Annotated in this window: 15 protein-coding genes; 5 read left to right on the top strand and 10 right to left on the bottom strand. The window is 40.6% G+C overall.

Annotation, left to right across the window (positions count from 1 at the left end; genetic code table 11):
- Positions 1–42 precede the first annotated feature (42 nt).
- A complete protein-coding gene (locus NOS7107_RS25505; RefSeq protein WP_015115826.1) occupies positions 43–261 on the top strand; it encodes a type II toxin-antitoxin system HicB family antitoxin in 219 nt (72 codons plus the stop codon).
- 98 nt (positions 262–359) lie between these two features.
- Here NOS7107_RS25505 and NOS7107_RS25500 read toward each other — a convergent pair whose 3' ends face one another.
- From NOS7107_RS25500 to NOS7107_RS25485, 4 genes are all read right to left on the bottom strand, one after another.
- Positions 360–803: an SRPBCC family protein gene (locus tag NOS7107_RS25500; protein ID WP_015115825.1), complete on the bottom strand. Its 444-nt coding sequence runs from the start codon at positions 801–803 to the stop codon at positions 360–362.
- A gap of 24 nt (positions 804–827) precedes the next feature.
- Positions 828–2,267 (bottom strand): 9,9'-di-cis-zeta-carotene desaturase, encoded by a 1,440-nt coding sequence (gene zds, locus NOS7107_RS25495; RefSeq protein ID WP_015115824.1) that lies wholly within the window; start codon positions 2,265–2,267, stop codon positions 828–830.
- A 354-nt stretch (positions 2,268–2,621) separates the two neighbouring features.
- A complete protein-coding gene (locus tag NOS7107_RS25490; protein WP_015115823.1) occupies positions 2,622–2,795 on the bottom strand; it encodes a hypothetical protein in 174 nt (57 codons plus the stop codon).
- Positions 2,796–4,295: 1,500 nt separating this feature from the next.
- Entirely contained in the window at positions 4,296–5,927 is a 1,632-nt protein-coding gene (locus tag NOS7107_RS25485; protein WP_015115822.1) for a hypothetical protein, read from the bottom strand.
- 317 nt (positions 5,928–6,244) lie between these two features.
- Here NOS7107_RS25485 and NOS7107_RS25480 point away from each other — a divergent pair, with 317 nt between their 5' ends.
- The 3 genes from NOS7107_RS25480 to NOS7107_RS25470 all read left to right on the top strand — a co-directional run bounded on the left by NOS7107_RS25480 (position 6,245) and on the right by NOS7107_RS25470 (position 7,526).
- The gene (locus tag NOS7107_RS25480) at positions 6,245–6,601 is read left to right on the top strand and encodes an iron-sulfur cluster assembly accessory protein (protein ID WP_015115821.1); all 357 of its coding nucleotides are present in this window, start codon (positions 6,245–6,247) and stop codon (positions 6,599–6,601) included.
- Between the two features lie 87 nt (positions 6,602–6,688).
- On the top strand, positions 6,689–7,111 hold the full coding sequence (locus tag NOS7107_RS25475) for a M48 family metallopeptidase (RefSeq protein WP_015115820.1): 423 nt from the start codon (positions 6,689–6,691) through the stop codon (positions 7,109–7,111).
- Positions 7,112–7,283: 172 nt separating this feature from the next.
- Complete coding sequence (locus NOS7107_RS25470; RefSeq protein ID WP_015115819.1) at positions 7,284–7,526, top strand: hypothetical protein; 243 nt, start codon at positions 7,284–7,286, stop codon at positions 7,524–7,526.
- 51 nt (positions 7,527–7,577) lie between these two features.
- Here the strand turns inward: NOS7107_RS25470 and NOS7107_RS25465 are convergent, their stop codons facing one another.
- Positions 7,578–8,498, bottom strand: coding sequence for a TIGR01777 family oxidoreductase (locus NOS7107_RS25465; RefSeq protein ID WP_015115818.1), 921 nt, complete (start codon positions 8,496–8,498; stop codon positions 7,578–7,580).
- A gap of 194 nt (positions 8,499–8,692) precedes the next feature.
- On the opposite strand from NOS7107_RS25465, the gene NOS7107_RS25460 reads away from it, so the two are divergent.
- Complete coding sequence (locus NOS7107_RS25460; protein ID WP_015115817.1) at positions 8,693–9,040, top strand: hypothetical protein; 348 nt, start codon at positions 8,693–8,695, stop codon at positions 9,038–9,040.
- A 104-nt stretch (positions 9,041–9,144) separates the two neighbouring features.
- On the opposite strand, the gene NOS7107_RS25455 is transcribed toward NOS7107_RS25460, so the two are convergent.
- The 5 genes from NOS7107_RS25455 to NOS7107_RS25435 all read right to left on the bottom strand — a co-directional run bounded on the left by NOS7107_RS25455 (position 9,145) and on the right by NOS7107_RS25435 (position 14,011).
- Entirely contained in the window at positions 9,145–9,645 is a 501-nt protein-coding gene (locus tag NOS7107_RS25455; RefSeq protein WP_015115816.1) for an FHA domain-containing protein, read from the bottom strand.
- Between the two features lie 182 nt (positions 9,646–9,827).
- On the bottom strand, positions 9,828–12,293 hold the full coding sequence (locus NOS7107_RS25450) for a cation-translocating P-type ATPase (protein ID WP_015115815.1): 2,466 nt from the start codon (positions 12,291–12,293) through the stop codon (positions 9,828–9,830).
- A 369-nt stretch (positions 12,294–12,662) separates the two neighbouring features.
- Positions 12,663–13,004 (bottom strand): DUF2752 domain-containing protein, encoded by a 342-nt coding sequence (locus tag NOS7107_RS29560; RefSeq protein ID WP_301281005.1) that lies wholly within the window; start codon positions 13,002–13,004, stop codon positions 12,663–12,665.
- A gap of 188 nt (positions 13,005–13,192) precedes the next feature.
- Positions 13,193–13,459, bottom strand: coding sequence for a TM2 domain-containing protein (locus NOS7107_RS25440; protein ID WP_044500347.1), 267 nt, complete (start codon positions 13,457–13,459; stop codon positions 13,193–13,195).
- A gap of 273 nt (positions 13,460–13,732) precedes the next feature.
- Positions 13,733–14,011 (bottom strand): TM2 domain-containing protein, encoded by a 279-nt coding sequence (locus NOS7107_RS25435; RefSeq protein ID WP_015115812.1) that lies wholly within the window; start codon positions 14,009–14,011, stop codon positions 13,733–13,735.
- Positions 14,012–14,281: the final 270 nt, after the last annotated feature.

Here is a 14,281-nt window from a genome sequence, read left to right as displayed (position 1 = left end):
AAGTCAAACAGGCAATTGAGGCAGTAGAGAGCAGTAAACAAGATGAGTAAACTCAAGTACCAAATGGTGATTCAGTGGTCACAAGAAGATGATTGCTTCTTGGTAGGATTTCCTGATTTCCCTGGACAAGGTTGGCGCACTCATGGGGATACTTACGAGTCAGCTGTTGCCAATGGCATTGAAGCACTGGAATCTTTGATTATTGCTTATGAAACTGTGGGTGATCCACTTCCACGACCAAACGTGTTTAATGTTGCCTAATTTAAATTTATTCACAATACACTTGTATTAAGTATTTAAGGAAAGGCTCACAAATCCTGATTTTGCCCTCCCTTTGTATCAAGTAAGTTGCAGGAAATTTAGTTAGCTTTAACTTTCAAGGCATATTGTCTAAACCTTTCTAAATCAGCTTGAATAGTTGATTCTACTACCCGCCCTAAAAATAAGCTGTCCATGATTTTGCCAATAATGCCAGGGATGGCATAAGACACAGATAGTTTGACAATGCTACTGTTGTGGCGATCGTAAAAACGAATTGCTCCTTGGTTGGGCAAACCATCAATTGATTGCCATTGAATAATTTGGTTGGGAATAACTTTGAGAATCTGAGATTTCCAAGTAAATTCCAAACCGCCAGTGTTGAGTTTCCAAATAGATATTTCTGGATCATCAGGCGGGATTTTCACCGAATCAATCCATTTCATCCAGCGGGGCATTTGCTCTAAATCAGACCACAGACTCCACACTAAATCTATGGGAGCCTCGACTTCTACCTGTACGCTATGTTCTAGCCAATCTGACATTCTATGTAATTCCTCTGGGGTTCGCTACTGCTTGATACTCTCTAAAATCGCTTTTGCTGCCCTTCTTCCCGAAATTGTCGCTCCTTCCATACTATCGATATAATCTTGCTGAGTATAACTACCTGCTAAGAAAAAGTTTGGTATGGGAGTTTTTTGGTTAGGACGATATGCGTCCATTCCTGGCGCTTCTCGATAAAGAGATTGAGCAAGTTTCACGACTCCATACCAAGTCATGTTCAGTTCCCGTGATGAGGGAAAGAGTTCATGCACTTGCTTGAGGACGTGTTGGGCGATCGCTTCGTTACTTTCTTTAATAAACGGATCTCCTGGTGTGAGTACCAGTTGCAGCAACGAACCTTGTCCTGGGCGATAGTAATCACTGGGACTAGTTAATGCCAAGTCGGCAAAACAAGAAAAGTCTGCGTCAGCAGTGTAGAGTAAGTTATCTATGCCGACTGCATGGTTGAGTTGTTTACGTTTCTCTGCATCTTGCAGTTCTGTCACCCAACCATCGAACCGCAATTGTACTGTGGCAACGGGGACTGCATCTAATTTATAAATATTGTCAAATTGTGACCATTTTCGCCAATCGGATGGCAAAATACGCTGAATTCCGGGAATGTCACAAGCACAGACATAGGCATCAGCTGTAATAGTTTCTGTAGTATCGCCCTGAGCTATTACAATGCCAGTAACGCAGGTTTGTCCATCACCTTCGGCAAATTGAATTTCTCGCACTTGCCGACGAGTATAAATTTTAGTTCCTCTTGCAGCTAAATAATCCACGATGGGTTTGTGTAAGTACCCATCAGGGGAACCTTCCAGCATCCGCAGTACAGAGGCTTCACTTCTCACAGCGAAAAACTGGAAGATAGTCAACATACAACGGGCAGAAATATTGTCGCAGTCAATGAATCCCAAAGCATAAGCAATGGGATTCCACATCCGTTTAATGCTACCTTCACTACCACCGTGACGACGAAACCAATCGGCAAAGCTAATGTTATCTAGTTTGCGGATGGTTTTCATCGCCCCGTCGAAGTCTACCAGTCCTCGGACTATGGGACTGGTTCCTAGAGCGATCGCATTTTGCAATTTATCTTGTAATGATAGTTGGGAAGTAGTAAAAAATGCTTTCAATCCATTAAAAGGCGCACCTGTGAAAAAGCGAAAATCTAAAGCACCAGTGCGTCCCCCTTTATTAATAAAGGTATGGGAGTGTTCTTTGAGGTGTAAATGTGACAACGCCCCCACTTTTTCCATTAAGTCAAATAATTGGTAGTAGCAGCCAAAGAAGACGTGCAACCCCATTTCTACATGATTGCCATCGCCATCTACCCAACTGCCGACTTTACCACCAACAAACGGACGGGACTCAAAAATCTGGACTTCACAGCCAGCATCAGCTAAATCTACAGCGGTTGCCAGCCCAGCCAATCCCGCACCTACGATTGCAACGCGCATTCCGTCCTACCTCTTCAGTTTCTTTACAAATTGTAACTGGGTTGGTGTCGGAATTTGCTATTAACATCAAGCCTATTTGCGAGGTTTTACACTCGCTGAGTTAGAAGTTAGTTGTCAGAGATTTATCAGGAGTCCACCAGTATGTAGATGCACGATGAGTTTTAACCCATTAGTAATAAAATTGCGTTTATTACTTTATTTGATTCCTGATCACTAAAATTTACTGCCTGCAAAATGCTTGTGTTGACCCACACAAACTTTAGTAAAGGTGGACTGAAAAAAGCATGATAGGTATTTTTTAGGTATCCCAGCGACAATCTACGACGCTGTGAAAAAATTCCTGATTTTCCCTATCTATTTTGCTTCTTTGTTGTCATCAGATGTCGGTAATCCGCGAATCAGTTCTCGAATTACATCTGTTGCAGGTCTACCTGTCTGCTGACAATATTTTTCTAGTTTCTCTGCTTCCTGTGTTGCTAAATTCACAGTGATACGTTTAACGGCCCATTTTTTATTAGTCATTATCATGCTATCTGCTGTATATTAACACCATCAAAACAACAAAAGACTCCGGACAAGGAGGAATAAGATTATCAGAGTTTGTGTCAAGAAACAAGCAATGCTATAGACACAAAAAATTGCCATTTTGTCAAATTATTCATCATTTTCCCAGAAGATAATCAGAACGGGATTACTATTGTGGCAGGAAAAGTCCTTAGTGTACATTCATGTCTTGTAACAATTGCAATACTGATGTTTTCAAGAAAACCAGACAATTAAATTCTCTAAATTAATTTGCGACACCTAAGTATCACTCAATGGAGATTACCAAGATTTTTATTCGCATAAAGTATTTCAACTTCTCTGCTTTATTAAAGATCAGCGTACAGTTCTTGAGAGACAATTTCTTGAATAACTTGAGACCTTAATAGGTCTATTGATTATTAGGTGTGTATATTTGGCTGGTAATTACCCAATAGTACGCACCTGTAGGCGATTGCTCTCATCTAAAAAAGTATTTACCTTTGATCTAGCGGCTGTTTTTTGGGTACTCATTGGGTGTAGATATCCACAAATTCATATTTAGTGTTTAAGCAAACATAAGCAGCCTCCTTTATCTCAGCCAGTGGAATTTGAGATTTTATTAGTAACTACTAAAAGTAGTAATACAGTGATGTTGATGTTGTTTACGAATTCCGTTTAAAGATTTTCGTAAATGTTTAAATATGTTTGTTTTTTCGCACACATCACCATCTTTATTTCAGGAGTTTATCAATTAAAATAAACATCTGCCTCCTGTTCCAAATATTTAGTCAAATTTCACTACAAATTTAGAAAATTTTCTAAATTTGTATATCTAAAAATCGAAGCAAATTAAAATTTGCCCTCCTTGAAATTTCCAATCATAAAATTATTTAGTAAGCACTTACCACATAAGGTAATATTTGCTTGATTTTTAGTGTTAAGGCTATTATAACCGTGATTTTTAGGCTTTAAATAATCTTCATTGAATACTTAATTGCGATGTTTTCTCAAGTTTATAAAAAAAATACAAAGAAAATTCATGGTAAATAAAGTTTTAAGTAATTTCCTAGAAACACGATGCTTATAATTATCAAGAAAAATAATAATTTTAAATTTTTAGGATAAAGTTCAAAGCTTATTTGATTTCATCATTGCTGAGGGAAAAAATATCTCTGCGGCGAATAGCATAACGTAGTCAAAAGATTACTAAAAAGCCAAATAATATCTATGCTTCATGAACTTTAGATAAAGTAATTAACTGAATAAAGCGATCGCATCGGAGATATGGAAACATCACCACGAATCTTGGTTACAAGAATCGCGTATACTTCTATTTCACTTGTCAAATAATTAAATCCTGATTTTTTGACAAAAAAGCTGATCTGATGCTGTTTTTCTCCAGAGTAGGCCAGTTCAGCTTAACGAAGCACAGCGAAATACCAAACACTACGGTTTGGGGAGAGTCTCAATGCAATTATGGTGATTGCCCGGTATTTGTGCAGATTATAACTGCGGCATAAGTTGCAGCATCCCCAGTCCTAAATCTTTTGGAGAAAGCGATCGCGCTTCAAACAAAGCCATCATATCTCGCAGTTGAGGATTACCACGAGCCGACCCTGTTAACCCTTTGGCAATAATTAAACCGCAATAACCTTTGGTATTCTTACACCGCTGATTCCATTTTTTACGAGCTTCAACATGGATGGGATCGTCATCTAAAAATTCACCGAATAGAAACAGTTCACTATTTTGAGTTTGTAACAAACCCAAATCGTAGCGATCGCCATCAAAAGGATCGGCTCCAGGATTAAAGCAAATGGCTTGCAATCCACCAGCCGCTTCTATATTTTCAATTACAGTCTTAGCTTTGGGGCGGGAAGTTTGAATCAAAATTACAGGTAATCCATCGCCCACCTGCTTAATTTCACCTGCTGGATGATAAGTCACACCTTTACGTAGATATTCCAGCATTTCCCACGAAACCACACCCAAACTGAGAAAAGAATCTTCGGGAATTAAGTCATCACGTAAAGACCGAAATATTGGTAAATCTGGTGTTTCCATTTCCGATTCCGACACACCAAACCCTGCCATTTCTTCTAATTCAGCTGCCAATTGAGGCATTGAAGCAACAGTCACAGATACTGATTTTGTGCCAGTATCCGATTCTGGTAGATAAATCCGATAGCGATGACTGAGTTCAGGGAAAGTTTCATCACGTAACTGCCGACGGTGGTCACGAATGAAGCGACACAGGCTTTCTAACGCAACGTAAACGACTAGCGCCTCTTCATCATATAAAACAGACCGCAGTCCTTCTAAGGGGTGAATATTGCCGAATGTTGGGGCAATTTCAGCTAAAGGCATCTCTGCTAAATTGTCAATTTCATCCTCATCTTCATCATCAGCATCTAGACTTTCAAAAGTGAGAAACAGACAATCTTGCTTGAGAAAAGCTTCTTCTAAACGTCCTTGCGACTCCTCACTTTGTAAAACTGCTGCCCGAAATCGTTGGAGTGATTCTTCCGAACGATAAAACAAAATGCCATACTCCATCCCCAACATCCCCATTACTGAGGCGTAAAGCGTCCCGACATCCCATTTATTAATTTCGATAGATAAGATTTGTTGCTCTTCCAAAAATTCCCAAGGGGCTGCTTGCCAAAGGGCGAATGCTTTTTCTTGCAAAGCTTGGGCATACTGTGGTGGTAAATCTGGGATTTGGCTATCAACAACTTCCGCAAAACCGCGAAATAATTCATCAATTAACGGTAATTCTGGGGCGTAGTCAATGGCAATATCCAAATCTTGTAGCACGCCGCGCAGGTAAAATTGAATTTCTCGGTCTCTGACCACAATTTTGTGAGGTCTAGCAGGTTTCGCGGGACTGTGGGGATGCTCCATTGCCCGCATCAGGGTGCGAACAATTGCTTCCGGGCCTGTTTCAGGAGGTACTACGTCCATACCACGGACAACACCTTGTGAGCCATCAACCCAAAGAATGCAATCACCATTGGCGGATGAATCAGGATGTGGGATTGGTGATGATAATGGACGGCGATCGCCCTCCCACACAGAAGGAATTTGAGGTAATTTATTCAACCGACGACTGGTAGAGCGATTAAAACTTGTCATAGAGTCAGTTAATCAAAGGAAGCAATTTGCATGTCAATTGTTGGGGATGGCTAGTCTGGGAGGAGACTTTCCGGGCTGCACCTGAAGAGGGATTGCGATTCAGGCTGCCACAAGGCTGAAATTCTGAAAATACCGAATCTATAAATATACCGAGTCTCTCAATTCTAGAATAAAAAGCTTTAGCTGCTTTTGACGGAGTGTTTACAATTGGCAATTTCTGTCCTTAATGTCGCTAGAATATATACAAAAATTACCCATTAACCCAGCAGCAACCATCAGCTTCTATCAGGTTACTAATTATAAGGAGTTAACAAAAGATGACACAAGCAACGCAGCCTCAACAAAGCGGCATTCTGTTAAGCGAAACCGCCTTGCGCCAAGTCAAACTCCTGCAAGAAAGGCAAGGTCAAGATTTGTGCCTGCGGGTAGGCGTACGGCAAGGCGGATGCTCTGGGATGTCTTATATGATGGACTTTGAGGATACAAGCAAGATCACCCCGCAGGATGAAGTTTTTGACTATGATGGCTTCCAAATTATTTGCGATCGCAAAAGCTTGCTTTACCTCTATGGCTTAATGCTTGATTATAGCGATGCGATGATTGGCGGCGGTTTTCAGTTCACGAATCCCAACGCTAACCAAACCTGTGGTTGTGGTAAGTCATTTGGTGTGTAGTAAGATTGTCAATTGTCAATTGTCCTTTGTATTTACTTATGACCATTGACCATTGACCATTGACCATTGACTAATGACTAATGACTAATGACTAACACCGTTGAATCTCTGTTTGATACAGGTTTGGAACGCTATAAAGCTGGTGAAGCAGTGGATTCTTTGATCCCTGTGTTTAAGGAGGTATGCGATCGCGCTCCCAAAACTAGTGCAGCTTGGATTTGTTTAGCATGGTTGTATCTGTTAGATAACAAAGGCAACTCAGCTTATAAAGCCGCACAAAAAGCAGTCAAATTAAGCCCTCAAGACCCACAAGCCAGAGTTAATCTGGCTCTAGCAATGCTAGAAACTGGCCAAAAAGGCTTGCGTCAACACATTGATGCTGTACAACAGTTATTTTTGGTAAACCCAGAATGGCGCGATGAAATCAAAAATAGTATTGAAGATGGTCTGAGTAGAAAACCAGATTGGGATAGTTTATTAAAAGTCAAGAAGTGGTTATTTGAAGAATAGGGATGAGTAGAATAAGACAAAAGTAAAAAGTAAAAATACTTATACTGCAAGCTTTTTAAGCATTTGTGATGGGCTGTTAATTTTCGCTAAGTCGTACTAGGGACTAGAGTAAAACTTATCTCACCAATACTCCATAGTCCTAGTTCCTCATCCCTAATCCCTAATCTTCAATATGAAAGATAAATTGTTAAATTGGCTGAACTTGATTTTGGTAGCCGATGTATTCTTGGTTTTATTTGGCTTTGCTTGGTTTGCGATCGCAGTTTTTGGTGATGCTGCGGGGATAAATTTGGGTCTTGATTTATGGCATCAGCTTTGGCAGCCAGTGTTTAACCCAGCAATTGGCATTCTGATGGGAGGCGCAATTCTCAGCGGAATTATCAGTTGGGTATCTCGCAAATTTCAGGCTGATTAATTATTAGTCAATGGTAAATAGTTCAATTTTGCTACTATTAGCCATTGACTTTTATCTTAAAATCTGCTTCAAAGCTGGTTGTAAATTCGGATATTGATAAGCAAAGCCGGATTCTAAAGTACGTTTAGGCAAAACTTGTTGACCTTCTAACACCACAATAGCTCCATCTCCGAGAAGGGCTTCAATGGCAAAAGCTGGAACAGGTAGCCAAGAAGGACGATGCAATACTTCGCCTAGAGTTTGGCTAAGATCATTCATTCTGACTGGATTTGGAGCAGTGGCATTATATGCCCCTTCCATATTTGACTGGTTTAAAGCTTGCAAAATTAAGTTAACTAAATCGTCAAGATGAATCCAAGAAAACCATTGGCGACCACTGCCAATTGGCCCCCCAGCAAAGAGTTGAAAAGGTGGAATCATTTTGGCTAAGGCTCCACCATTACCAAGAACAATGCCAAACCGCAAAATTACGAGTCGCACCCCAGCATCTTTAACTTTTGTGGCTTCTGCTTCCCAAGCTTGACAGACTTGAGCCAGAAAATCATTCCCAGAGACACTGGTTTCATCAAAGGTTGCAGTTTCACTTGTGCCATAGTAACCAATAGCCGAAGTATTGACTAATACCTGGGGCTTAGGGTTTGCGTTGGTTATAGCTTCAACTATTTTCTGAGTACCTAGCTGACGACTATTGAGGATTTCTTGCTTGCGTTCTGGTGTCCAGCGTCCCTCACCAATGGGTTCACCAGCGAGATTAACAACAGCTTCGCAACCGACAATTGCATCTTGCCAAGCACCAAATGTAGTTGGAGTATAAGTAACAATCTCTACATTCGGGAAATTTGCGGGGGGAAAAACCTTGTGAGCAAAGTTAGTGTTACGTGTTAACACCAATACTTGATGACCTTCTTTTTGGAGTCGTTCTACCAAACGACTACCGACTAATCCTGTTGCGCCAGTAATTGCTACTTTCATAATGCACCTCCACCAAAGCCTTATTTTAAAGTTTTTTATCAATTTTTCAACTTGTGTTTCTCGTAGGGATTAGCGAAAAGCACGTAGCTTTAGCTCATCTCCCAGTACGTTGATGTAATCAATCTGTAACGAATTACCGTTTGACGGCTTCGGTATTATACGATGGACGGAGTGTTGCAATACTTGGGGCTATTATGGCTCGCTATACCTGTTCATTTACTATTTCTCTTTCTATTGACCATCTTCAGCCGTTACTTTTAGATCTTCTTCAAGGCTGCGATTTGGAAATTCAGTATTACAACGCCGATTATATTTTGGCTCGTGAGATTCCTGGTAATGTTTCGTTCTCCAAATTGGTCAAGGTCGAAGTATTCATTGACAGATCAAGCGCTACTGAAACAGAATCCCGGATGAGTGTAGTCATTAAAAACGAGGAATTGCCACTCCAACTGAATAATCACTGCCGACAAATGTTTGAATTTGTCAAGCAGGAGATTGAACACAGTCGCCATTGGCATCTAATTGAAAGTCTTGCCGGTTGATATCGTTTACGAGGCTGGCTTTGGGTAAAGCTATATCCGGCAAATTTGGGTATTGGAAAGTGAGCCAGCTAATAGTCAACATCTATCTGAAAATTAGCTGGTTTTTAATCTTCCATGTCTTCTGTCATGCCGGGATTAATGAGGGTAATATCATACTCGCTAGAATCTGTTTGTCCTGAGCGCTGAGTATTTCTCAAGAGATAATAGATGGCGCGTACCTGGGGGCCAAAAACGATTTCGTCTTCGTTTTTTAAATCGTGAGCCGGGATTTTGCGTCCGTTAATCATCAATCCATTAGCACTGGGTTTACCTTTAGCATCACCATCGACAATCCGATAGTAATAGCTATAAGTGTTTTGCCCTCTTGGCAATCGTACTAAAGTAGCATGACGGCGAGAGACAAATTGAGAGACTAAACGAATGTTGCAATCCCGGTCTCTACCAATAGAGTAAACGGAATTTTCTAGAGAAAATTCTTTGCGACCCTGATCATCTTCCAGAATCAGTAGATGGCTTTCATTAGTTTCTGGTGCCATTGATATATCGTTATGACTATCAGCGAAATTTTGATTGATTAGTGTTGGTCTATTATTGTTTCCTACCATTCTCACGTACTACAGTCTGTGGTAATAACTCTGACAAACTTGAAAGCTATTCTGACTGAGAAGAGTAGAACAGGAGTGTTCTACTCTTGGAGATGTGTAACATCTAACTATCGATTTAGTTTAACCTGAGTTGGGAAAAACCGACATTTAGTTTGCATTTTTACATTCAACAGCAGTATTGATCAACGGTGAGCTAGTTTTCGCAAGAATATAGAGTTAGTGACAACACTAACTGAGCTAAAGGCCATAAGTGCAGCGGCGTTAGATGGGCTGAGGACAAAACCCATACTAGGTAACAAAACACCAGCAGCTAGAGGAATGCCCAAGGTATTGTATGCAAAAGCCCAAAATAAATTTTGGCGGATTTTGTTGAATGTGGCACGACTTAGTCCAATGGATTCTACAACGTCACTTAGGCGATCGCGCATCAAGATAATTTCTGCGGTTTCCATTGCCACATCTGTGCCTGAGTGTAAGGCAATGCCGACATCTGCTTGGGATAAGGCGGGAGCATCATTAATCCCATCTCCCACCATTGCTACAATTTGAGATTTTGGATTGTGGATTTTAGATTTTAGAGAGGAAGTTTTCCCTTGCTCTCCTGCTTGCAATGATTTAATTAATTCAGCTTTTTTACTGGGTGGGACTCCGGCAATGATATCACCACTATCTAATCCTAATTGTTTACCGATCGCACTTGCCGCTTCTGGGCGATCGCCACTGAGTAGCATGACTCTTAAGCCCAGTTGACGCAATTTATCTACTGTGCTTTGGGCATCTGGTCTGAGGGTATCTTGAATAGCTATAAGTCCGGCTAAACTACCACCCACAGCTACGCAAACAACTGTTTTACCTGCTGTTGCTAGTCTTTGAATTTCTTGTTGCGCGGTTTCACTCACAGCAACTCCGTGCCAACTTAACCAATCTTGATTGCCTAACAGCACTGTTGTATTTTCTACAACCGCAGACACTCCTAATCCTGGTTCGGTATGGAAGTCTACCGCGTTAGGAATAGTTAACTGTTGGTGTTGTACTTCTTGCTGAATTGCTTTAGCTAGGGGGTGGTATGTGCCACTTTCAACAGATGCGGCTAGTTGGATCAGGGTGTAGTCCGTGGGGAGTTGGGATGGGGAAATTTCCAGGCAATCAGTCACAGTAGGATTACCTGTAGTGAGAGTACCAGTTTTATCAAAGACCACAGTATCTAGTTTGTGGACTTTTTCTAAAACATCACCACCTTTGATTAATAAACCCCGTTCTGCGCCTATGCCAGTACCAACGAGAATGGCTGTGGGTGTGGCTAGGCCTAAAGCACAAGGACAAGCAACTACCATAACGGCGATCGCTAGTTTTAAGCTAGTTAAGAGTGGTGTTAGCGGTAGCGGGGCGTTCAGCCCGTGCTGAGTGTTGAGTGTTGAGTTTGTGTTGTGGGCGGTGTGACTCATCATTTCCATTCCACTGGATATGGTGAGATCAGGCCAGATGTGAGTACCGTAAAAGTACCAAAAAACAAAGGTTAATACAGAGGCCGTCAACACGCCGTAGGTGAAGTAACCAGCTACTTTATCAGCTAATTTTTGTACGGGTGCTTTGCGGGTTTGGGCCGCTTCGACTAAGGCAACAATTTGCGCCAAAGTGGTATCATTGCCTGTACGGGTTGCCTGAATGGCGATCGCACCTGATTGGTTGATAGTGCCGGCGGTGACTATATCCCCTGGTTGCTTAATTACAGGTACGGCTTCACCGGTTAACATCGACTCATTTATGGTTGTTTGCCCAAAACGAACTTCGCCATCTACGGGAATTTTATCTCCAGGCAATACCTGTAACCATTCACCTACTCGTACTTGTTCTGCGGGGATTTCCAGACTGTTAGCCCCTACCCCATATTTTTCTGGGTCTGGGTTGGGAATTAATCGGGCTAATTGTGGTTGGAGTGCGAGTAATTGTCTAAAAGCAGCAGCAGCCCGACCTCTGGCTTGTCGCTCTAATGTTCTGCCCAACAAGATAAAGCCTAACATCATTACTGGTTCATCAAAAAAGCACTCCCAACCCATTTGCGGGAATAACAGCGCTACTAAACTGGCAGTGTAAGCGGTGAGTGTTCCCAAACCCACTAAGGTGTTCATATTGGGACTGTTGCGCCGCCAGCCTAGCCAACCATCAATGATGATGGGACGGCCGGGAAATAACAGGGCCACTGTTGCCAATCCACAATGAAACCAAATGTTGTCTAATATGGGCAAAGTTACGCCAATGATGCTGCTGAAATGCCCAATTCCTGACAAAATTAGTAATATAGCAGCGATCGCTAATTGTCTAAATGCAGCACGCATTTCTTGCTGCTGTCTGTTTGCTGAATCGGCTAAAGCAATTTGGTTACTAGATTTGCGGGGTTGAGTTGGGAATCCAGCGGTGGTTAATCGCTGTGCCAGTGCATCTGGATTTATCACCCCAACTTCTGACTCTACGACTGCTACTTCTGTCGCCAAATTCACGCAGGCAGTCTTGACCCCTGGATATTGGGTTAGCTGACGTTCTACAGCAGTTACACACCCAGCACACTTCATTCCTCCCACATCCAAAATAATTTTCTCGGATGTTGGGGCTAATTCTGGGTCAAGGTTCGTTTTCGGCACAAGTTGCATGGCAAGTTTTTGGATTCGCTACGAACATTTAACGCCTGACTAAAAGCGTCTCTAATTCGAGGGTAGGCGAAATCTGGAACTATGACTGAATGTAAATAACATTAATTTTCTTTATGTGTCCTTGGGCTTTGGCCTCAACTGCGGTTCCAGCGTAGATAAGTCACATAAAAAATAGCTGCAAACTGTATTGGCAGCATGAAAACCACGCTCTTTAAATAAGAATTAATTTCTAAATTAGACATAGCACTAAAATATCCACAGCTTAATAGCAGTAAGCAAAACCAAATGAGATGTTTACGTTTGATAGTTGGCATAGCATTAGAATCAGACTGTTTTCTCAAAAGGGTAGGCTAAAAAATCATTTAATACTTACTGTAGAAGCAATTGACCTAAAGGAGATTTGCTAAAAGTAATAAACAGTTCTCCTGTTTGCGATATGTGATACAGGCGGAAAGAATGATAAATTAACACTGTCATTAAAAATGATATTTGTAACTTTCTTACTCTGAGTAGTTGACCATATAAAGCTGTAATTTGGTGTTTAGTTAATAACTCTAAGGTAACGTGAACTATTACAATTACAAAGCCAGCAAATAAAATTGGGCCAAATAAATTCTCGGCTACTGCTTGGCTCAAATCTCCTCTACCAATCGCCATAAATGAACGAGTCATACCACAGGTGGGACATGGAATCCCAGTGAAGTGTCGGATTGGGCAGACTAAAAAACCTATTCTGTAATTTCGGTTGTAAAAATATGTCCCAAATAGTGGGGTATAAGAGAATCCTAATATACCCCAACGCACTAGTTTACCGTGGCACGACAGAGGATAAGAAGATAATTTAAACACTGATGCACTCTTAAAATTACAACGGTAAACAAAACTTCTATAACAAAGATTTAAAACCAGCCTTTTTTGTTGGCAATATAAGCAGTCACAAATTCTTCATCTGTTTTGGTTAAGTAAATAACTCCTTCCACTAAACCGATAATGCTCATGATTAATCCACCAAAACCACATGTGAGTATGCTCACAAGCAACATGATCAAGCCTTCGGTTGTGTAACCAAGAATAAATTTGTGAATCCCTAAAGCTCCTAATAAGATTGCACAAATTCCAGCGGCAAGTTTTTTACTACTGATATCACTAGGACTGTTATTAGACATTGATTGGAAATGCGCCTCAAGCATCAAGAACACTCCAATCTTATCGTCAAAATAATTACTTAGTCTCTACATATTTACACTAGATACATGATAATTCATAATTCGTAATTACAATTAGTGGGTGCTTGTTTTCTCAAAATTACGAATTATGAATTAGTAATTATTTTCTCAAAAATATGGCTCTTGGTTACTTTAGCTAACTAAACATTTAGTTTTCTCTTTTGGCTAAAGGAACACAAGAGCGATGCTAAATTAGCTTGTGGAAGAGAAACTTTAGAACCAGCCTTGCTTATTCACAAAGTAAGTATCTACGAATTCCTCCGAGGACTTGTTTAAATAAATCATGCCTTCAATCAGCCCTACCAGTTGCATAACTATCAAGGCAATTCCATAAGTGAATGTGCCTGCAACTATAGATATAGCTAACATCATAAAGCCTTCTGCGGCGTATCCTAAAATAAATTTATGAACGCCAAAACCGCCAAAAATAATCCCACAGTAACCAGCCAGAAGTTGCTTATTAGGATTACTGGTAGAGTTGAGATTTGCCATAGTATTGTGACTCCTCAAAGATTAGGTAAAAAATTTAATTTTTCTTTTGATTAAGAACCAGTAATATTCAGCTATATTTTGTCATTAAGGTTCTTTACACTCAACACAGATATTGCGAAATAACTAAGAAAAACTAGGTTTTTTCTTAGTTGTGCATAAATAGTAAGCTAGGAAAAAATGCTTATGAAAACTGATATTTTGTTAGTATACGTCTAACTTCAATCCAAAGAAAGATATCAACACTTTCAAATAAACACTACAGAATATGAG

The organism is Nostoc sp. PCC 7107 (genome assembly GCF_000316625.1).
Taxonomy (GTDB): Bacteria; Cyanobacteriota; Cyanobacteriia; order Cyanobacteriales; family Nostocaceae; genus Nostoc_B.
This window is presented reverse-complemented; position numbering and strand designations above follow the sequence as displayed.